Source organism: Nocardioides lijunqiniae (assembly GCF_015024225.1).
In the GTDB taxonomy this organism is placed as follows: Bacteria; Actinomycetota; Actinomycetes; order Propionibacteriales; family Nocardioidaceae; genus Nocardioides; species Nocardioides lijunqiniae.
The window spans coordinates 13,008-32,244 of sequence record NZ_JACJGM010000032.1 but is presented as its reverse complement, the minus strand read 5'-3'; the positions used below and the strand labels follow the sequence as shown (position 1 = coordinate 32,244).

15 protein-coding genes are annotated in these 19,237 nt (G+C 73.6%); 4 read left to right on the top strand and 11 right to left on the bottom strand.

Features of this window, described 5'->3' with window-relative positions; all coding sequences use genetic code 11:
- Positions 1 to 78 precede the first annotated feature (78 nt).
- The 10 genes from menC to IRQ30_RS17970 all read right to left on the bottom strand — a co-directional run bounded on the left by menC (position 79) and on the right by IRQ30_RS17970 (position 14,675).
- On the bottom strand, positions 79 to 1,185 hold the full coding sequence (gene menC / locus IRQ30_RS18015; RefSeq protein WP_193614351.1) for an o-succinylbenzoate synthase: 1,107 nt from the start codon (positions 1,183 to 1,185) through the stop codon (positions 79 to 81).
- Positions 1,182 to 2,105 (bottom strand): GNAT family N-acetyltransferase, encoded by a 924-nt coding sequence (locus IRQ30_RS18010; protein ID WP_227467777.1) that lies wholly within the window; start codon positions 2,103 to 2,105, stop codon positions 1,182 to 1,184. The genes menC and IRQ30_RS18010 overlap by 4 nt, the downstream gene beginning before the upstream one ends.
- Positions 2,102 to 3,256 (bottom strand): M20 family metallopeptidase, encoded by a 1,155-nt coding sequence (locus tag IRQ30_RS18005; protein WP_193614350.1) that lies wholly within the window; start codon positions 3,254 to 3,256, stop codon positions 2,102 to 2,104. The genes IRQ30_RS18010 and IRQ30_RS18005 overlap by 4 nt, the downstream gene beginning before the upstream one ends.
- Positions 3,257 to 6,559 carry a serine hydrolase gene (locus tag IRQ30_RS18000; RefSeq protein WP_193614349.1) on the bottom strand — a complete coding sequence of 1,101 codons (3,303 nt, stop codon included), beginning with the start codon at positions 6,557 to 6,559 and terminating at the stop codon, positions 3,257 to 3,259.
- Positions 6,556 to 7,341: an ABC transporter ATP-binding protein gene (locus IRQ30_RS17995; protein WP_193614348.1), complete on the bottom strand. Its 786-nt coding sequence runs from the start codon at positions 7,339 to 7,341 to the stop codon at positions 6,556 to 6,558. The genes IRQ30_RS18000 and IRQ30_RS17995 overlap by 4 nt, the downstream gene beginning before the upstream one ends.
- A complete protein-coding gene (locus IRQ30_RS17990; protein ID WP_193614347.1) occupies positions 7,338 to 9,272 on the bottom strand; it encodes a dipeptide/oligopeptide/nickel ABC transporter permease/ATP-binding protein in 1,935 nt (644 codons plus the stop codon). The genes IRQ30_RS17995 and IRQ30_RS17990 overlap by 4 nt, the downstream gene beginning before the upstream one ends.
- A gap of 1 nt (position 9,273) precedes the next feature.
- Positions 9,274 to 10,287 (bottom strand): ABC transporter permease, encoded by a 1,014-nt coding sequence (locus IRQ30_RS17985; protein ID WP_193614346.1) that lies wholly within the window; start codon positions 10,285 to 10,287, stop codon positions 9,274 to 9,276.
- A gap of 12 nt (positions 10,288 to 10,299) precedes the next feature.
- Positions 10,300 to 11,895, bottom strand: coding sequence for an ABC transporter substrate-binding protein (locus tag IRQ30_RS17980; protein ID WP_193614345.1), 1,596 nt, complete (start codon positions 11,893 to 11,895; stop codon positions 10,300 to 10,302).
- 92 nt (positions 11,896 to 11,987) lie between these two features.
- The gene (locus tag IRQ30_RS17975; RefSeq protein WP_193614344.1) at positions 11,988 to 13,376 is read right to left on the bottom strand and encodes a serine hydrolase domain-containing protein; all 1,389 of its coding nucleotides are present in this window, start codon (positions 13,374 to 13,376) and stop codon (positions 11,988 to 11,990) included.
- A gap of 114 nt (positions 13,377 to 13,490) precedes the next feature.
- Complete coding sequence (locus IRQ30_RS17970; RefSeq protein WP_193614343.1) at positions 13,491 to 14,675, bottom strand: saccharopine dehydrogenase family protein; 1,185 nt, start codon at positions 14,673 to 14,675, stop codon at positions 13,491 to 13,493.
- 121 nt (positions 14,676 to 14,796) lie between these two features.
- Between IRQ30_RS17970 and IRQ30_RS17965 the strand changes: the two genes are divergently transcribed.
- Genes IRQ30_RS17965 through IRQ30_RS17950 form a run of 4 tightly spaced genes read left to right on the top strand, consistent with a single transcriptional unit; the run spans position 14,797 to position 18,444 of the window.
- Positions 14,797 to 15,333 (top strand): SigE family RNA polymerase sigma factor, encoded by a 537-nt coding sequence (locus tag IRQ30_RS17965; RefSeq protein WP_193614342.1) that lies wholly within the window; start codon positions 14,797 to 14,799, stop codon positions 15,331 to 15,333.
- The gene (locus tag IRQ30_RS17960) at positions 15,330 to 17,303 is read left to right on the top strand and encodes a beta-propeller domain-containing protein (protein WP_193614341.1); all 1,974 of its coding nucleotides are present in this window, start codon (positions 15,330 to 15,332) and stop codon (positions 17,301 to 17,303) included. Before IRQ30_RS17965 ends, IRQ30_RS17960 begins: the two co-directional genes overlap by 4 nt.
- 39 nt (positions 17,304 to 17,342) lie before the next feature.
- Entirely contained in the window at positions 17,343 to 17,612 is a 270-nt protein-coding gene (locus IRQ30_RS17955; protein WP_193608749.1) for a DUF2277 domain-containing protein, read from the top strand.
- Between the two features lie 10 nt (positions 17,613 to 17,622).
- Positions 17,623 to 18,444 (top strand): Sir2 family NAD-dependent protein deacetylase, encoded by an 822-nt coding sequence (locus tag IRQ30_RS17950; RefSeq protein WP_193614340.1) that lies wholly within the window; start codon positions 17,623 to 17,625, stop codon positions 18,442 to 18,444.
- A gap of 77 nt (positions 18,445 to 18,521) precedes the next feature.
- Here IRQ30_RS17950 and IRQ30_RS17945 read toward each other — a convergent pair whose 3' ends face one another.
- Positions 18,522 to 19,214, bottom strand: coding sequence for an iron-dependent transcriptional repressor DtxR (locus tag IRQ30_RS17945; RefSeq protein WP_193608751.1), 693 nt, complete (start codon positions 19,212 to 19,214; stop codon positions 18,522 to 18,524).
- Positions 19,215 to 19,237: the final 23 nt, after the last annotated feature.

Genomic DNA, 19,237 nt, shown 5'->3' with positions numbered 1-19,237 from the left:
GGGGGGTGCGGTCGTGTGCCGCACGCAGCGCCGGAGCGCCGCCTCCGGCACACGACCCGACCGCGACCACCGACCCAGCTAGGCGGGGATCCACTCCGTGCGGGTGGTGACGGCGGCGAGCTCGTCGGGGAGGGGGTCCACACCGATGCCGGGGGCGGTGGGGACGGTGAGGTGGCCGTCCTCGAGGACGAAGGGCGTGGTGATGTCGGTGGCGTAGAAACGGCCGGAGGCGGAGGTGTCGCCGGGGAGCACGAACCCGGGCAGGGCGGCGAGGGCGAGGTTGGCGGCGCGTCCCAGGCCGGTCTCGAGCATCCCTCCGCACCAGACGGGCACGCTGTGGGCGACGCAGAGGTCGTGGATCCTGCGTGCCTCGAGGTAGCCGCCGACCCGCCCGGGCTTGATGTTGACCACCGAGCAGGCACCGAGCCGGATCGCGGCTGCGGCGGAGCGTGCGGAGGTGATCGACTCGTCCAGGCAGACCGGGGTGGTGATCAGCCGGGCGAGGTCCGCGTGACCGAAGAGGTCGTCCTCGGGCAGCGGCTGCTCGATGAGGAGCAGGTCGAAGGCGTCGAGGCGCGCGAGCTGACGCGCGTCCGACAGGGTGTAGGCGGTGTTGGCGTCCACCTGGAGCAGGACGTCGTCGCCGAACCGCTCGCGCACGGCGCGCACGGGCTCGACGTCCCAACCGGGCTCGATCTTGAGCTTGATGCGGACGTAGCCCTCGTCGAGGTAGGCCCCGACGGCGTCCAGGAGCTGGTCGACGCTGTCCATGATGCCGACCGAGACGCCCGAGGGCACCCGGTCGTGGACGGCGCCCAGCTCGCGCGACAGCGGCCGGCCCTCGGCGCGCAGCTCGGCGTCGAGGACGCCCATCTCGAGCGCGGCCTTGGCCATCCGGTGGCCGTAGAACGGCTCCAGCGCGGAGCCGACCGTGGCGGCGTCGAACGGCGCGGCCGCGGCGAGCGCCGGCACCAGGAAGCGCCGCAGCACGTCGGCGGCGCCCTCGATGTACTCCTCGTTGTAGAGCGGGGAGGTCATGGAGACGCACTCCCCCCAGCCCTCGCCCTCGTCGGTGACGACGCGCAGCAGCAGCAGCTCGCGCGCGGTCTGGGTGGAGAACGACGTGCGGAAGGGCGACACCAGGGGCATGGACACCCAGCGCAGCTCGACACCGGTCAGCTTCATCGGAGAGCTCCGTCTCGGAGGGGATCGGGGGTACGGCGGACGACGTAGCCGCCCGTGCGGTCGAAGCCGGTGATGCGCGAGCCGTCGGCCACCAGCTCGGTGAGCACCTCGCGGACAGCGTGCCGCCACTGCTGGGCAGCCTGCGGGTCGACGCGCCGCAGGGTCTCGATGTCGGCGGGGACGGCCACCAGCGAGGTGTCGCCGTCGAGGCGCCCCCGGACCGGCAGGCCGTCGGGTCCGACGGACAGCGCCACCACGGCGTTCGGACCGACCGGCTCCCGGACGGCGTCCCCCGACGCCGCGGCCTGGACCTCCGCCGAGCGCAGCGGCCAGCGGACCAGGAGCCGGTCGGAGTCGTCGGCGCCGTTGATGCGGTCGGGCATGGCGCCGTAGAAGTTCGGCAGGTACTCCGCCGGCAGGGCGCCGAGCTTGACCAGGTTGAAGTGGGCGTTGCGGCTCACCAGCGGGTCGTAGGTCCACGCGATCTCCGACACGCCGCGCAGCAGGGCCCAGGAGCGCTGGTGGAGCTTGAGCGCGAAGCCGACGCTGCGCCCCACGGCGGTGGAGGAGACGCCCGCGATGTGGCTGTGCAGCGCGTCCTCGGCCGGGGCGTGGAAGAAGCCGACGCACGCGCCGACGAGCCGGCCGCCCTCGAAGGCGCCGCCGACGTAGTTGCCGGCCTTGGTGAAGGCACGCAGGAGCTCGAGGGTCACCGGCGGGTTCTCGTCGCGCCCCCAGATCGTGGCGAAGAGGTCGACGACCAGCCCGAGCTCCTGCAGGTCCAGGACCTCGCGCACGGAGACCCCCGCGGCGAGCGCCGCGGCGTCGGCGGCCTGGACCGCCAGGTCGAGGTCGGGCGCCCGAGGCGCGGTCACGTTGGTCACGACACCCATGCTGGCGAGGTTCTCCCCGCTCGTCATGGTCGCACCGCACCAGTCGGGTGCAGGTCGTTCGTCGCGCGCAACGGCTCGGCCAGCAGGTCCGCGACGAGCCGCGCGAGAAGCGCCGTGCGGCCCTCGATCGGCGCCACCAGCACGTGCTCGTGGTCGGCGTGCGCACCGCCGCCGACGGCGCCCAGCCCGTCCAGCGTGGGGGTGCCGACGCCCGCGGTGAAGTTGCCGTCGGAGGCGCCGCCGACCGCGACCGAGGTGAGCGCCGGCAGACCGAGCCGGCCGGCCACCCCCTGGGCGCGCTCGAGCAGCGCGGTGGACATGGCCCGCTCCAGGGGCGGGCGGTTGGGGCCCCCGAGCACCTCGACGCGGGCGCCCTCGAGCACGGGGCGCAGCGCGCGCATCGCGGCGTCCACGCGGTCCTGCTCGGCCACCGTCCGCACCCGCGCGTCCACGGCGAACGACGCGGCGGCCGGGACCGTGTTGGTGGTGGTGCCGGAGCGCCCGGCGGTCGGGGTGACGGTGGTGCCGAGGTCGGGGTCGCCAAGGGCCGCCACGACCAGTGCCTGGTGGGCGAGCTCCAGCGTGGCGTTGACGCCGCGCTCGGGCTCGAGCCCTGCGTGCGCGGCCCGCCCGTGCAGGCGTACGTCGTAGAGCGAGACGCCCTTGCGCTCGGTCTTGAGCGCACCCCCGTCGGCGGAGGCCTCGAGCACCAGGGCGGCGGAGGCCAGCCGCGCCTCGTCCTCGATGAGTCCGCGCGAGGTGGGCGAGCCGAGCTCCTCGTCCCCGGTCACGAGGACGGTCACGCCGTCCAGCGCCTCCGGTCCCCCGTCGGCGGCGAGCGAGCCCAGCGCGTGGAAGGCCATGACCAGGCCCGTGAGCATGTCGAAGCAGCCCGGCCCGCGGACCACGCCGTCCTCCACGGAGAACGGGCGCACCGCGAGCGTGCCCAGCGGCCACACCGTGTCGTGGTGGCCGACCAGGAGCACCCGCCGGGAGCCGCTGCCGAGGACCCACCGCAGGTGGGTGACGCCGTCGAGCACGATCCGCTCGGGCTCGGCCCCGAGGTGGGCGGCGCCGACGCGGGCGACGACGTCGGCCGAGCGGGCCACCGCACCGTGGTCCGACGACGGCGACTCGCACTCGACGAGCTCGCGCAGGTCGGCCAGGAAGGCGTCCATTCAGTCCACCCGCGGCGTGGCGCGCACGCCGAAGTGGAGGTAGCGCTCGCCGGTCGGGAGCTCGTAGAACGTGACGGGCGCCCAGGTCTCCACCCCCGGCGGCCGTACGGCGAACAGTCCGGGCCCGGCGGGCACGAGCGGGTACTCGTCGACCGGGTCGGGCACCATCTCCGCGATCGGTCCGCTGATCGTGGTGCGCATCGTGGGACCGTCCTCGCCGTCGAGGATCTCGGTCAGGACAGAGTGCCGCTCGTACCTGCCGACGTACGGCGTGATGTCGACCTCGGCGTCGGCGAGCGGGACGAACGGCTCGGCCATCTCCACGCCGGCGAGCTCGGCGAACAGCTCGCGGTAGAGGTCCTGGTAGAGGTCGCGGGTGTGGCCGCCGTTGGTGAGCAGCGTGACCGCCAGACCCTGCTCGGGCAGGATCCGCAGGAACGCCGCCTGGCCGATCGTGTTGCCGTCGTGGCCCACGAGGCGGTGCCCGCCCCAGCCGAAGCGGATCCAGCCCAGGCCCCACGAGTCGCCGAGGACGAGCTTGTCGGGCAGGTCGGCCTGGTGCGAGGTCATCGCATCGGCGCTCTCCTGGCTCAGCAGCCGGGTGCCGTCGGCGGCCACGCCGCCGGTGAGGTGCATCCGGGCGAAGGCCAGCACGTCCGCGGCCGTGGCGGTGATCAGTCCGGCCGGGCCCAACGAGCGCGGCAGCTGCCACACCGGCGCCACGATCTGCTCGCCGTCGTGCTCGAGGTGGCCCGTGGCCGCGCTGTGCAGGAGCGCCTCCTCGGGGAGCGTGACCGTGCGGGTGAGGCCCAGCGGCGTGAACAGCCGGTCGCGCATCGCCTGGTCCCACGTGGACCCGGTGACCTTCTCGATCAGCCGGCCCATCAGCGAGTAGCCGGAGTTGCAGTAGGACCAGGTGGCGCCGAGCGGGTGGTTCTGCCCGGCGTCGGCGAGCAGGTCGACGTACTTCTCCAGGCAGTCGTCACCGCGGCCGGTGTCGGTGAAGACGTCGCCGTCGATGCCGCTGGTGTGGTTGAGCAGGTGGCGCAGGGTGACGGTCTTGGTGACCTCGGGGTCGGAGAGCCGGAGCTCGGGCAGCACCTCGACGACGGGGGCGTCGAGCTCGAGGAGGCCCTCGTCGACCAGCTGCATGGCGACGGTGGCGGTCCACACCTTGGAGATCGAGCCGATCTGGAAGAGCGAGTCGGGCGTCGCCTGCACCCCGCTCTCGACGTGCAGCACCCCGTGGGCGGCGGTCACGACCTCGTCCTCGCCGTCGGGCGAGTAGCGCAGGATGCCGAGCTGGGCGCCGGGCACGCCGTGGCGCTCGGCGAGCTGGGCGAGACGGTGCTCCCAGTGGGCGACGTCGATGCGCGGGCGTCCGCCGGCCACGGCGTGCTGCTCGAGCCAGGCGACGACCCGACGGTTGTAGTCGCGTCGGTGGGAGGGGCGCCCGGTGAGGATGAACTCGTGCGCCTGCCCGGGGTAGATCACCAGCTCGGTGGGGACACCGAGCTGGCGCAGCGAGGTGTGCCACTGCTGGGCCTGGCCCAGGTCGCAGCGCAGGTCCCCGCCCCCGTGCAGGATCAGGGTGGGCGTGCGGACGTCGGCGACGCGCGTGATCGGCGACATCGCGGCGTAGGCCTCGGGCTGCTCCCACGGCGTGCCGCCGAGCTCGAAGGCACCCATGAGGGCGCCGTCGTCGCAGGTGCCGTACATGCTGGTGAGGTCGCTGACGACGCCGCCGGCGACGGCCGCGGCGAAGCGGTCGTCGTGGGCGGTGAGGTAGCAGGTCATGTAGCCGCCGTAGCTGTAGCCGGTGACCGCCAGGCGCGCCGGGTCGGCCACGCCCTCGGCGACGAGCGTGTCGACGGGCTCCAGGAAGTCGGCGGCGTCGGCGACGCCCCAGGTGCCGTTGACGGCGTCGAAGAACGCCTCGCCGTAGCCGTCGCTGCCGCGCGGGTTGACCAGCAGCACGGTCCAGCCGCGGGCGACCAGCTCCTGGTGGTAGAGGTGCATCTCGTCGGCGGCGTCGTTCCACGCGTTGTGCGGACCGCCGTGGACGTCGACCAGCAGGGGGCCCGGCGACGTGAGCGCGGGGTCGCGCACGACCCAGCCCTGGACCTCGGTGCCGTCGCCGATCGTGAACGTGCGCGAGACCCGCTCGAACAGCTCCACGTCGCCCAGCGACGAGCCGTGGTCGGTGAGCACGCGGGTGTCGCCCGTCGCCAGGTCGACGGTGACGATCTCGCCATACGACGTCGGCGTGGACAGGGCGACCGCCGCCGTGCCGTCGACGACCGTCAGGCCCGAGACCACGCGGCCGTCGCCGTCGAGCACCGGGCTCACGACGCCGTCCGCGACGCGGTGCAGGTGGGTGCAACCGCGGTCGCGCACGCAGAACAGCACGCCGTCGCCCGTGTCGACCGGGCGCGCGCCGGGGTAGGCGGTGGCGCCGGGCATGACGTTGCGGTCGAGGTCCGGGGCGAGGTCGACCGGGTCGCCGCCGTCGAGCGGCACGCGCAGCAGGTGGGCGTGACCGCGCGGGTCGCCGGGCCAGCCGACGACCAGGAGGCTGCCGTCGGCGGCGACGTCGACCGTGCCGGCGACGCCGTCCGCCAGCGCCACCACGCGGGCCCCGGCCTGGGCGTCGTCGACGTCGAGGAGGTGCACGGCGGTGCGGAAGGTGAGGTCGGTGTCCTCGCCCACGCGGCGGGTGAACGCGAGCGTGCGGCCGTCGGCCAGCCAGACCGGCTCGCCGGCGCTCTCGGCGCCGTCGGTCAGCTGGCGACACTCGCCGCTGGCGACGTCGAGCACGTGCAGCTGGGCGCGCACGGACCCGACCATGCCGGCGCCGTCGGCCTGGTAGTCGAGCCGGCTGGCCACGATCGGACCGGTGCCGCGGGGCGAGGGGTCGACGGCGGCGGCGAAGGCGATCCGGCTGCAGTCGGGGCTCCACACCGCCGCGCCGGCGCCGAGCGGCAGGGACGTGGCCTGCTCCGGCTCGCCGCCGTCGGCGGGCAGCAGCCACACCTGGGCGGCGTCGTCCTGCGCGCGCAGGAAGGCGAGCCGGGAGCCGTCGGGCGACCAGCGGGGGGCCGTGTCGGAGGTGCCGCCGGTCAGCGGCCGCGACGGTGCGGCACCGTCCGCCGTGCCGACCGTCCACAGCCGGTCGACGTGGGTGTCCTGCTCCTCGTCGATCGTGCGGACGACGTAGGCCACGCGGGACCCGTCGGGCGACAGGGCCGGCTGGGAGGGCACCGCGAGGGCGGTGAGGTCGTCGATGCGCATCCGTCGGGTCACGAGGAGCTCCTGGCTGTGGCGGCCGGGTGGGCCTGGGGGGAGGGACGCGAGCCGGGCACGGCGGCCAGGAGCTCGCGGGTGTAGTCGTGGCGGGGGGCGACCAGGACCTCGGAGACGGGGCCCTGCTCGACGATCTGCCCCTGGTACATCACGGCCACGTGGCTCGCGACGTAGCGGACGACCGCGAGGTTGTGGGAGATGAACAGGATCGACAGGCCCAGCTCGCGCTGCAGCTCGCGCACCAGGTTGAGCACGGCGCCCTGGATGGAGACGTCGAGCGCGGAGGTGATCTCGTCGGCGATCACGACCTTCGGCTGGCCGGCCAGGGCACGGGCGAGCGCTGCGCGCTGGCGCTGGCCGCCGGAGAGCCGCCCCGGCAGCGCGCCGGCCATGACCGGGTCCAGGTGCACCAGCGACAGCAGCCGCTGCACCTCCCGCTTGCGCTCGGCGCGGGAGGGACCGGGCGGCATCGGCTCGGCGATGCTCTCGCCGATGGTCATGCGCGGGTCGAGGGAGGAGAACGGGTCCTGGAACACCATCTGCAGCGGGCGCACCCGGCCGCGGCGCGGCACCGGCTCCCCGTCGAGCAGGATCTGCCCGGAGTGCACGGGGGCCAGGCCCACCGCGGCGCGGGCCAGGGTGGACTTGCCCGAGCCGGACTCGCCGACCAGGCCGACGACCTGCCCGGCCGGGACCGTCAGGCTGACGCCGTCGACGGCCGTGAAGGGCCGGCGGGCGGTGCCGTAGCGGACGGTGACGTCGTCGAACCGGAGCTCGCTCATACGGTCTCGGCCTCCATCAGCTCTCCGGTCTCCTCGTCGAGGCCGAGCGGCTCCCCGGCGTGCCAGCAGGCGACCGAGATGCCGTCGCCGACGGGCGCCAGCGGCGGGTCGACCGCACGGCAGTGGTCGTCGGCCAGCGGGCAGCGGGCCGCGAACGCGCACCCGACCGGTACGTCGGCAGGGTCCACGGGCCGCCCCGGCACGACGGCCAGCGGCTGCTCGAGGTCGGTGTGCATGTCGGGCACCGCGGCCACGAGCGCCCGCGTGTAGGGGTGGCGGGCGCCGCCGTCGAGCTGGTCGGCGGGCAGGTCCTCCACGATGCGTCCGGCGTACATGACGAGCACCCGGTCGCAGACCTCGCCGACGACGGTGACGTCGTGGCTGATGAGCACCAGCGCGACGTCGTCCTCGTCACGGATGGACTGGAGCAGGTCCAGCACCTGCTGCTGCACGGTGACGTCCAGGGCGGTCGTGGGCTCGTCGGCGATGATCAGCGACGGGTTGCCCATCACGCCCATGCCGATCATGGCCCGCTGGCGCATGCCGCCGGAGAACTCGTGCGGGTACTGGGTGGCGCGCTTCTCGGGGTCGGGCACGCGCACGGCGCGCAGCCGGTCGACGGCGCGGGCCAGGGCCTGCTTGCGGGTCATCCCCTGGTGGTGGACGGCGACCTCGGCGAGCTGGCCGCCCATGCGCCGGGTCGGGTTGAAGGACGTCATCGGGTCCTGGAAGACCATGGCCATCGACGTGCCGAGCAGGTGACGGTGGGCCCGCGGCCCCTCGCGCAGGTCCTCGCCGCGGAAGTCCAGCCGCGCCGCGTCGACGTGGCCCGGCTCCTCGATGAGCTGGGCGACGGCGAGCGCCGTCAGCGACTTGCCGGAGCCGGACTCCCCCACCACGCCGAGCGCCTCGCCGTGGCGCACGGAGAAGGTCACGCCGCGCACCGGACGGATCGGGCCGTCGGCGCCGGGGAAGGAGACCCGCAGGTCCTGCACGTCGAGCACGAGGTCGGAGGGCGAGGGCCGCGCGGCGTCCGCCGTGCTGTGCTCGTCCTCGCCGGCGCCGGAGCGCTTCGCGTCGTTGGCCGGGAGCACCGGGACGCCCCCGACGGTCGTGACGCCGAGGCCCTTGGCCACGGACTCGCCGAAGAGGTTGAAGGCCAGGCCGGCGATCAGCACGGCCAGCCCGGGCGCGAACGCCGCCATGGGGTTGACGTAGATGGTGCCGATGCCCTCGAAGAGCAGGCGGCCCCAGTCGTAGCTGGGCTGCTGGACGCCGAGGCCCAGGAAGGACAGGCCGGCGAAGGCGAGCAGCGCGCCGCCGGCGGCGAGCGTCGCGTTGACGACGAGCGGCTCGGCGATGTTGGGCAGCACGTGGCGCAGCAGGATCCGCACCCGTCCGACGCCGGCGACGCGGGCCGCGGACACGTAGTCCAGCGAGGCGACGCCGGCCACGAGGGTCTGCACCAGCCGCGCGAACGACGGCGCCCCGGCGAGCCCGATCGCGAGGACGGCGCCGGTGGCGCCGACCCCGAAGACCACCGCGAAGAAGAGCGCGAGCAGCAGGCCCGGGAAGGCCACCGCGATGTTGACGCCGGCAGTGACCAGGCGGCCGAGGCGACGCCCCACGAGGAGGGGGGCCGTGCCGAGCAGCAGGCCGACCACCACGCCCAGCACCGTCGCGACCAGCGCCAGCTCCAGGGACAGGCGGCTGGCCACGAGCGAGCGGAAGAAGATGTCGCGGCCCAGGCCGTCGGTGCCGGCCCAGTGCTCGGCCGAGGGGCCGGTGAGGATGTTGTCGGTGTCGACGGCGTCCGCGCGGTCGCCCCACAGGATCGGGGCGACGATCGCCAGGACCACCACGGCGGCCACGAGCACCCCCGTGGTCAGCCCGAGCGGGGTCCGCAGGACCCGCATCCAACGGCGTGCCATGTCAGTCCTCCGCAATCATCGAGCGCGGGTCGAGCAGGGCGAGCACGATGTCGACCACGGTGTTGGCCAGCAGGACGCCGATGCCGTAGACCAGCACGATCGCCTGGACGACGGGGTAGTCCTTGCTGAGGATCGACTGCGCGATGGTGCGGCCCAGACCGGGCCAGGCGAAGACGTTCTCCACCAGCACGGTGCCGGCGACCAGCGACCCGAGCAGGAGCCCGCAGATCGTCAGGGCGGCGGTGAGCGCGTTGGGCAGGGCGTGGCCGAGGTAGATGGTGCGCGACGGCAGCCGCTTGGCGCGGGCCGTGCGGACGAAGTCGGCCTCGAGCACCGCCACCATCTCCACCCGGATGATCCGGGCCAGGATCACGGCCGGGCCGACGGCCAGCGCGATGACCGGCAGCACGTAGGCGTCCGGGGTCGCGTTGCCCGCGACCGGCAGCCAGCCGAGGTTGACGCCGAAGACGTAGACGAGGCCCACGCCGATCAGGAAGTCCGGGATGGTGCCGAGGACCACGCTGGTCGTGGTGAAGGCGAGCTCGCTGCGACGGCCCCGGCCGCGGCGGGTGACGACGCCCATGAGGACCCCGAGCGGGACGGCCACGACGACGGCGACCGCGAACGCGATGATCGCCAGCGTCAGGGTGGCCGGAAGCCGCTGCGAGATGATGTCGGACACCGGCAGCTGTGAGGTCAGCGAGGTGCCGAAGTCACCGGTGAAGACCCCCTGCAGGTAGTGCCAGTACTGCAGCCACAGGGGATCGTTGAGCCCCAGCGACTCGCGTCGCGCCTCCACCAGGGCGGCCGGCGCCGTGGGCCCGAGGGCGCCGCGCACCGGGTCGCCCGGGATCAGGTGGATCATCAGGAACGACGCCGTGAGCAGCACCGCGAGCGACACGAGCAACCGCCCGAGACGCCGTACCGCGAACCGCACCCAGCGGTGGGACAGGACCCCCGAGACCGGTCCCACCGCGGGTGCGCTCGAGGCGACCGAGCTCGCCGTCGTCGTCATCTGGTCGACTACCTACTTCGCCATCATCCGGATGCTGGTGGGCACCAGGTTGCCGGGCGTCTGGAACTCCGCGCCGTTGCCGAACGTCGTCACCGAGCTGTTGGCGAACGGGACGATGTCGGCGTTGGCGATGAGCGTGGACTCCGCCTCGAGCCAGGCGTCGCAGCCCTCGACACCGGGCACGGACATGACGTCCTTGACGGCGGCGTCGTACTCGTCGTTCTTGATGGCGGCGAAGTTGGTGCCGTCGGGCGCGGCCGGGCCGGACAGGAACGGCACCAGCTGGTCGGGGGCGTTGACGTTCAGCGAGACCCAGGAGATGTCCCAGTCGCCGGCTCCGAAGATGGTCCCGGTGAGCGTGGTCTCGTTCTGCGCGGTGGCCGTCACCTTGGCGCCGAGCTCCTTCCACTGCTGCACGGCGAGCTCGGAGGCCGCGGCGCCGCCGGCGCCGGTGTTGTTCTGGTAGATGAAGACCAGCTCCAGGGGCTTGCCGTCCTTGGTGCGGATCCCGTCGTCGCCCTCGGTCCAGCCGGCCTGCTCGAGCAGGTCGGCGGCGGCGTCCGGGTCGTGGGCGGGCAGCGAGCCCGAGGCGGAGTCACCGGGGCACGACGTCGGCTCGCTGACGGCGAGCGTGGTGGCGGGTCCGCCGGTGCCGGAGGTGAGCACCTTCTGCAGCTCGTCGAGGTCGACGGCCTGGGTCAGCGCCATCCGGACCGCCGGGTCGCTGGTCACGCGCCCCTCGGCCTGGTTGTACCACTGCTCGCCGATGATGCCGCTGGTCGTGGCCTCGAAGAGCTTGGCGCCCTGGAGCCGCTTGGCGTCCGGGCCGAGGACCTGGGCGGCGTTGATCTCGCCGGAGAGCAGCAGGTTGGCCGCGGTGGTCTCGTTCTCGGTGATCTTGATGACGACCTCGTCGGGCAGGCCCTCGGTGTCCGTGGTGGCGCCGTCGGGGCCCCACGTGTAGCCGTCGCGGATCGTGTAGGTGTAGCTCTCGCCGGGGGCGGCCTCGGTGAGCTCGTAGGGGCCGGTGCCGCTGGTGCCCTGGGCGAGGGACTTGCGGTCCTCGAGACCGCTGGGGCACACCATCGGCAGGCTGGCGAGGCCGTTGAGCACGAACGGCGCCGGGGCGGCGAGCTCGATGGTCACGGTGCCGGCGGCGTCGTCGCCGGTGGCCTTCGCCTCGGCGGGGAGGAAGGTGCCGAGGAACGGGCTCTGGTTCTTGGGGTCGGCGACGAAGTTCAGGTTGTCGGCCACCAGGCTCGGCGTCATCTCGGTGCCGTCCGCGCAGGTGACGCCGTCGGCGAGGGTGAGGCTGACGGTGGTGCCCTCGGCCGACCACTCCTTGGCCAGCGCCGACTGGATCTCGCCGTCGTCGGGGTTGACGCTGAGCAGCGAGTCGTAGGCGAACTGGGTGACCGTGAAGAGCGCGCTGCCGGCGCTCATCTGCGGGTCCAGGTTGCCGGGGTCCTGCGACAGCGACATCGTGAAGGTGCCGCCGTCCACGACGTCACCCCCACCGCCGCCGGGTCCGGAGCCGTCTCCCCCGCCGCAGCCGGCGAGGAGGGCGGATGTGACGCACAGGCCGAGAGCGGTGGCGGTCAGCTTCATGGGCGGGTCCTCTGGTCGTGGAGCGGTGGTGGTGGTGCGAGACGTGCGGTGTGCGTGCGGTGCTGTGGGGGGCTGTGCTGGTCGTACGGCGGTCAGGCGCCGGCGCGGCGGACCGCGCGGCCGACGTGGAGGTAGAGCGCGTGGCCCTCACCGTCGTCGCCGAGGAAGGCGTGCGGCATGAACATCCCGCGGTCGGCCTCGATCGGGATCAGGCTCTCGTCGGAGTAGCGGACGAGCTGCTTGCGCTCGGGCACCTCCCCGATCTCCTCGGCGATCCCGCTGGGCTTGACGTCCATCCAGATCCGCTGCTCGTCGTCCTGGGTGATGTCGATGTCGAACACCTGGGCGGAGTAGGTGCCGACGTAGCGGCTCGCGTCGACCAGCTCCTCGGGCTCGGTCGGCGGCACCGGCAGCGTCGGCATGGTGACGTCGGCCAGCTCGGAGAGCAGGTGGGAGTAGATGTCGCGGTAGAGCGGGAACGCGTCGCCGCCGTTGGTGAGCAGCGCGATCGCCACGCCCTTCTCGGGCACGACGCGGAGGAACGCCGCCTGGCCGATGGTGTTGCCGTCGTGGCCGACGAGCACCCCGTCGGGGGTGTCGAAGAGCTCCCAGCCCAGGCCCCAGTGGGTGCCCATCAGGCCGAGGTAGGGCAGCGCGACCTGCGGCTCCTGCATGGCGGCGACGGTGCCGGGCTCCAGGACCTTCGTGCCGTCGGGCGCCAGCCCGCCGTCGAGGTGCATCTTCGCGAAGGCGACCAGGTCGCGCGGGCGCATCGCCAGCATCGAGCCGGCCGGGCTGTTGGAGCGGGCGAGCGCCCAGATCGGAGCGGCCTGGTAGGCGGCGCCGGGCTCGGGCTGGATGTGTCCCACCGCGGCGCGGTGCAGGATCGCCTCGTAGACGTTGGTCGCCGTGTGGGTGAGCCCCAGCGGCGTGATGATGTGGTCGCGCAGGCAGGCGTCGTAGGACTTTCCGCGCAGCACCTCGACGAGCCGGCCGAGCACGCAGTAGCCGGCGTTGTTGTAGGAGAACAGCTCGTCGGGCGCGAACAGCTGCGGGACGTCGTGGAGGACCTCGAGGTACTTCTCGACGCAGTCGTCGCCGACGCCGGTGTCGGTGAAGATGTCGCCCTCGAAGCCGGCGGTGTGCTTGAGCAGCTGGTGGGTGGTGATCTTCACCGCGGCCGACTCGTCGGCGATCCTGAACTCCGGCAGGTAGGTGCGGATCGGCACCTGCAGGTCGAGGAGGCCCTCGTCGACCAGCTGCATCACCAGGGTCGCGGTCCACACCTTGGTGACCGAGCCGATCTGGAAGACCGAGTCGACGGTGGCCTCGACGCCGGTGGTCCGGCTGAGCACGCCCGCGGCGTGGTCGACGACCCTGCCCTCGGCCAGCACGGCCACGGCCGCGCCGGGCACGTCGTACTTCTCGATCAGGGTCGGGAGGTTCTCGGCGATCCAGGTCTCGACGCGCTCCAGTGTCATGCAGGTCACGCTAGGGAGGCATGACCCCGGTCGTGTTCGTCCGCGGTGACAAGGAGGCCCGGGGCGATCCGTCCGCGCGCACAAGACGACCGCCACACGGCGGTCGCCGTGCGTTCAGGCGACGGCCTCGAAGCGGATGCCCGCAGCCTGTAACCGGGACAGCAGGTGCTCCCCCATCGCCTGCGCCGTCGTGACCTGGCCGGCGGTCGACGGGTTGTCGTCGAGGACCAGGCAGAGCGCCGACTCCGCGAGCATCTTCGCCGTCTCGCCGTAGCCGGGGTCGCCGCCGGAGACGCGGGTGTGGACCGTGCGCCCGTCGCCCTCGCCGATGAAGTCGACGGTGAACCACGACCGCTCGCGCTTGGCCTCGTCGGGGCCCTCGCCTTGCTTGACCCGGCCCAGCAGGAGCTGGCGCAGCGGCCTGACCTGGGCGGCCAGCGCCATCGCCGTGACCCCCGCGGCACCGCCGGCGGCGTAGTGGAGGGTCTTGGTGCCGGCGTAGTGGGAGTAGCGGAACGTCGGTCCGTACTCCGGCAGCGCGGCACCGGAGCGGGCCACGACGAGCGGGTCGATGGTCGGCATCGGCAGCAGCCAGAAGCCCAGCTGCCGGTCGCGGTGGGGCTTGCCGGCGACCGCGCGCGAGGAGCGCCCGTCGGCCGGCTTCGGCTCGGTCCGTCGGCGCGCGGAGGACGCCTCCTTCGACTGCTTCGGGCGCGACATCGCGTTGATCGCGGAGTGGAAGGTGCCGCCGGAGAACATCCCGCTGGCGCGGACGACGCCGCGGATCGTGACCGGGCCGGACGCCGCGAGCTGGCGGACCGTGAAGTAGGCGCCGAGGTCGTGCGGGATCGAGTCGAAGCCGCAGGCGTGGACCAGGCGGGCGCCGGTGCGCACGGCGGTCGCGTGGTGGGCGGTGTACATGCGGTCGACGAACTCCGGCTCCCCGGTGAGGTCGACGTAGTCGGTGCCGGCCTCGGCGCAGGCGGCCACGAGCGGTTCGCCGTGGTGGAGGTAGGGCCCGACCGTCGTGATGACGACCCGGGCGCGCGACGCCACGGCCGCCAGCGAGGCGGCGTCGGTGACGTCGGCGGGGATCAGCTCGAGCGACTCCAGTGCGGGGTCGATCGCGACCAGCCGGCGGCGTACGGCCTCCAGCCTGTCGGGACTGCGACCGGCCAGCGCCCAGCGCAGGCCCTCGGGGGCGTGGCGGGCGAGGTACTCGGCGGTGAGGCCGCCGGTGAAGCCGGTCGCGCCGAAGACGACGACATCGAGCTCGCGGGACTCTCCAGGGGCGACCATGGGGCCATCGTGGCACTGGCCGCGCGAGGGATGGAACCGGGTCCACCGCCCACCTCGTCGTACCCCCTGACGACCGGACCGCCCCGGTCGTCCCGCCGACACCGAGGACCGAGCCCGCCGCATGGACCACGACACCGAGTTCGCCGCGTACGCCGAGGAGGCCTGGCCCTCCCTCGTGCGGTCGGCGGTCTTCCTCGGCTGCCGGCTGCCGGAGGCCGAGGACCTGGCGCAGACGGCGCTCGCGCGCTGCTACACGGCCTGGGCGAGGGTGCGGGCGGCCGACGACCGGGACGCCTACGTCTACCGGGTGCTGGTCAACTCCCTGCGCGACAGCAGGCGTCGGCGCTGGTGGGGCGAGCGGCCGACCGACGAGCTGCCGGAGGCACGGGCGACCGGGCGGGGGGACGCGATGGCCGACGTCGACACCGCGGACGCCGTGCACCGCGCCCTGGCCGGGCTCAGCGCGGTCAACCGCGACGTGGTCGTGCTGCGCTACTTCGCGCAGCTGAGCGAGCGGGAGACCGCACAGGCCCTCGGCGTGCCCGCGGGCACGGTCAAGAGCCGGCTCTCGCGGGCGCTGCGGCACCTCGCCGCCGACCACCACCTCGCCGACTTCGGCGCACTCACTGACGGACTCAAGGGGAGGGGGACGCCATGAGCGACCTCGAACGACTGTGGGACGAGATCCCGGTGGGACCGGCGCCGGTCGCCGCCATCGTGCGACGCGGTGCGGCCGGGCGTCCGCCGGAGCGCCGCCGACGGGTCGTGCGGCCGCTGGTGCGGGCCGCGGTCGTCGGCTCCGTGGCCGCCGCGTTCGTGGTCGGGGTGATGGTCGGCCAGCCCACGGACGACGGAGCCGGCCCGGGCGCCGGCCCGCTCCCCGCGCAGCCGCCCCCGATCGCGCCGGCGGCGTTCCACGGGGACCTCCAGGCGGCGGCGTCGTGCGACGCCCTGCTCGACCACTACGTCGAGCGGGCACTCGAGCTGGTCGGGCCCCACGGGTGGGACACCTACGGCTCCTACGAGCAGAACGCCAGGATGACCCGCGATCTCGACGCCGTCGCGGGCCCCACCAGCTCCGAGGCGGAGGCCTACGGGTCCGTCAGCAGCGACACCGGCACCAACGTGCAGGAGGCCGGGGTCGACGAGCCCGACCACGTGAAGACCGACGGCGAGCTCCTGGTGCGCGTGCGCGACGCCGAGCTCTCGACGTACGACGTCAGCGGCGACGCGGTGGCCGAGCTCGGCTCCCTGGACCTCGGGGACCTGCGCGACGCCGAGATCCTGCTCGCCGGCGACACCGTCGTCGCCGTCGGGACCATCGGCCGCCTGGCCTCGCCCGGGACCCGCGTGGTCACGGTCGACGTCGCCGACCCGGTCTCGCCGACCGTGGTCGAGACCGTCGACTACGACAGCGCACTGCTCAGCGCCCGCCAGCACGGGGGCGACGTCCGTCTGGTGCTGTCGGCGGGTCTGCCGAGCCTGGACTTCGTGCAGCCCCGCCGTCGCGGCGGCACCTGGCGCGAGCGCAACCGGGCCGCGCTGCGTGCCAACCGTGCCGTCGTGCGCGAGACGACGCTCGTCGACTGGGTGCCGCAGGTGACCACGGCGGCGGGGCGGGAGCAGCTCGTCGCGTGCGGCGACGTGGCCATCCCGAGGGCCGAGCTGGCGCTGGACACGACGGCCGTCGTCGGCTTCTCCGCCGCCTCGCCGACCGAGCTCAGCACGCTCGGGCTGGCTGCGTCGGCCCCCGTGGCCTACGAGTCCGCCGACCACCTCTACCTCGCCACGCAGGCCGATCCGTGGGGCTGCTGCTGGGACACCGTCTCCCGCACCCGGACCACCGGCAGCACCGGCGTCACCCACGTGTTCGACTTCGCCCTGGACGGGGCCGGCGCGTCCTACGTCGGGTCCGGTGAGGTCGAGGGCGCGCTCGCCGACCGGTGGTCGGTCGACGAGCACGACGGCGTGCTGCGGCTCGCCGTCGGCCCGACCCAGGAGACCGGCGACTTCAGCTCGATCGTGACGCTCGAGGCGCAGGACGACGAGCTCGTCGAGGTCGGGCGTCTCGACCACGTCGGGGACGACGAGACGATCCAGTCGGTCCGGTGGTTCGACGAGCTGGCGTTCGTGGTGACCTTCCGCCAGGTGGACCCGCTCTACGCGATCGACCTGAGCGACCAGACGGCGCCGCGGCTCGGTGGCGAGCTGAAGATCCCGGGCTTCTCCGACTACCTCCACCCCCTCGGCCCGCACCGGCTGGTGGGGATGGGCCAGGGCCCGGGCGCCGGTGGTCGTTGGGGGGCGCAGGTGTCGGCGTTCGAGATCAGCGACCTCGAGGCGCCGAGGCGCACCGACGTGCACGCCTACGCCGTCGGGACCACCGCGCTGGCCGGGCAGGACCCGCGCCAGTTCACCTGGCTGCCGCGCGAGCGGGTGGCGCTGACGGTGATCCAGCGGGGCGACACCGGCTACGTCTCCGTGCTCACCTTCGACCGCGGCCGGATCGCCGAGCGGCTGGTGGAGGTCGAGCACGGCCGCGACGTGTCCGCCGTACGCCTGGTCCCGCTGCCCGGCGACCGCGTCGCGCTCGTCACCGGCGAGGACGTCGAGATGTTCCCGCTCTGAGCGCCGCCCGTGCGGCCGGGCGCGACGTAAACTCGGCGCATGTGCCGCAATATCCGCCCGCTCAACAACTTCGAGCCGCCGGCCACGCGTGACGAGGTGACCGCCGCCGCGCTGCAGTACGTGCGCAAGGTCAGCGGGACCACCAAGCCGTCGCAGGCCAACCAGGCGGTCTTCGACCAGGCCGTCCGCGAGATCGCGCACCTCACCCAGCACCTGCTCGACGACCTGGTGACGACCGCGCCGCCCAAGGACCGCGAGGTCGAGGCCGCCAAGGCCAAGGCGCGGGCCGAGCTGCGCTACGCCCGATGAGGGCTGCTCCGTGACGACCGCCCCGGTCCACGCGTCGTACGACGACGCCTGCGCGCTGCTCGACGGGCGTCCTCTCGTCGTCCTCACCGGCGCCGGCCTCTCCACCGACTCCGGCATCCCCGACTACCGCGGCCCGGGCGCGCCGGTGCGCGCGCCCATGACCTACCAGGAGTTCGTCCGCGGGGCCGAGGCGCAGCAGCGCTACTGGGCGCGCAGCCACCTCGGCTGGGGCCGCATGCGCCACGCCTCCCCCAACGACGGCCACCGCGCGCTCGCCGCGCTGGACCCCGAGCTGCTCATCACCCAGAACGTCGACGGCCTGCACGAGGCCGCCGGGACGAGGCGGCTGGTCGCGCTGCACGGCCGCATCGCCGACGTGGTGTGCCTGGCCTGTCGTGCCACGTCGTCGAGGGTGGCGCTGCACGACCGGATGACCGGGCTCAACCCCGGGTTCACCGCACGCCACGCGGGGGCGGAGGCGCGGCCCGACGGCGACGTCGAGCTCGACGACACCGCCGACTTCGTGGTTCCCGCCTGCGAGGACTGCGGCGGGGTGCTCAAGCCCGACGTGGTGTTCTTCGGGGAGAACGTCCCGGCGCCGCGCGTGGAGCGTTGCTACGCCGCGGTCGAGGCGCTCGCCGCGACCGGCGGCGCGCTGCTGGTCGCCGGCTCCAGCCTGACCGTGATGAGCGGCCTGCGGTTCGTGCGCCGGGCGAGCAAGCTCGGCGTCCCGGTGGTCATCGTCAACCGCGGCGCCACCCGCGGCGACGAGCACGCGACCCACAAGCTCGAGCTCGGCTGCTCGGAGTTCCTCGCCGCCCTTGCGGGCTGACGCTCACCCGCTCGCCGACGTGACCGGGAGTACGAGCGCAGCGAGTACTCCAATGGAGCGACGACGTCGCTCCACAGTCACTCCACGAGCTTGCGCACGAAGATGTGGTCGGCGGCCTCGGGGACGATCTCGGCGGTCTCGCCGCCCGAGCCCACGAGGACGCCCTCGGGGGTGGCGACGACGGTGACGGTCTTGTCGGGGAGGGCGCCGACGCGGCGCATGGCGCTCATCAGCGACTCGTCCTTCTGCATCTCCTCGGAGATGCGGCGCACGAGGACGCGGCCCTCGTCGACGCCGGCGGCCTTCGAGAGGGACTCGACGCCCTCCATGAAGTCCTCGCCCACCGTGACCTCGCCGAGCTCGTCGAGCCCGGGGATGGGGTTGCCGTACGGCGACTCGGTGGGGTGGTCGAGCAGCTCGAGGAGCCGACGCTCGACGGTCTCGGACATCACGTGCTCCCAGCGGCACGCCTCCTCGTGCACGAGCTCCCAGTCGAGGCCGATCACGTCGGTCAGCAGCCGCTCCGCGAGCCGGTGCTTGCGCATCACCCGGGTCGCGAGCTGGGTGCCGACGTCGGTGAGCTGGAGGTGGCGGTCGCCCTCGACGGTGAGCAGGCCGTCGCGCTCCATGCGCGCCACGGTCTGCGAGACCGTGGGGCCGCTCTGGTGGAGCCGCTCCGCGATGCGGGCGCGCAGCGGGACGATGCCCTCCTCCACGAGCTCGTAGATCGTGCGGAGGTACATCTCGGTGGTGTCGATCAGGTCGCTCACCTCCCCATTCTTACGCATGTGTG

Excerpts from the sequence above, each read along its gene's own strand:
- IRQ30_RS17990 (WP_193614347.1), bottom strand. The coding sequence starts at position 9,272 with ATGGCACGCCGTTGGATGCGGGTCCTGCGGACCCCGCTCGGGCTGACC.
- menC (WP_193614351.1), bottom strand. The coding sequence starts at position 1,185 with ATGAAGCTGACCGGTGTCGAGCTGCGCTGGGTGTCCATGCCCCTGGTG.
- IRQ30_RS18005 (WP_193614350.1), bottom strand. The coding sequence starts at position 3,256 with ATGGACGCCTTCCTGGCCGACCTGCGCGAGCTCGTCGAGTGCGAGTCG.
- IRQ30_RS17955 (WP_193608749.1), top strand. The coding sequence starts at position 17,343 with ATGTGCCGCAATATCCGCCCGCTCAACAACTTCGAGCCGCCGGCCACG.
- IRQ30_RS17980 (WP_193614345.1), bottom strand. The coding sequence starts at position 11,895 with ATGAAGCTGACCGCCACCGCTCTCGGCCTGTGCGTCACATCCGCCCTC.
- IRQ30_RS17965 (WP_193614342.1), top strand. The coding sequence starts at position 14,797 with ATGGACCACGACACCGAGTTCGCCGCGTACGCCGAGGAGGCCTGGCCC.
- IRQ30_RS17985 (WP_193614346.1), bottom strand. The coding sequence starts at position 10,287 with ATGACGACGACGGCGAGCTCGGTCGCCTCGAGCGCACCCGCGGTGGGA.
- IRQ30_RS17975 (WP_193614344.1), bottom strand. The coding sequence starts at position 13,376 with ATGACACTGGAGCGCGTCGAGACCTGGATCGCCGAGAACCTCCCGACC.
- IRQ30_RS18010 (WP_227467777.1), bottom strand. The coding sequence starts at position 2,105 with ATGACGAGCGGGGAGAACCTCGCCAGCATGGGTGTCGTGACCAACGTG.
- IRQ30_RS17995 (WP_193614348.1), bottom strand. The coding sequence starts at position 7,341 with ATGAGCGAGCTCCGGTTCGACGACGTCACCGTCCGCTACGGCACCGCC.
- IRQ30_RS17960 (WP_193614341.1), top strand. The coding sequence starts at position 15,330 with ATGAGCGACCTCGAACGACTGTGGGACGAGATCCCGGTGGGACCGGCG.
- IRQ30_RS17970 (WP_193614343.1), bottom strand. The coding sequence starts at position 14,675 with ATGGTCGCCCCTGGAGAGTCCCGCGAGCTCGATGTCGTCGTCTTCGGC.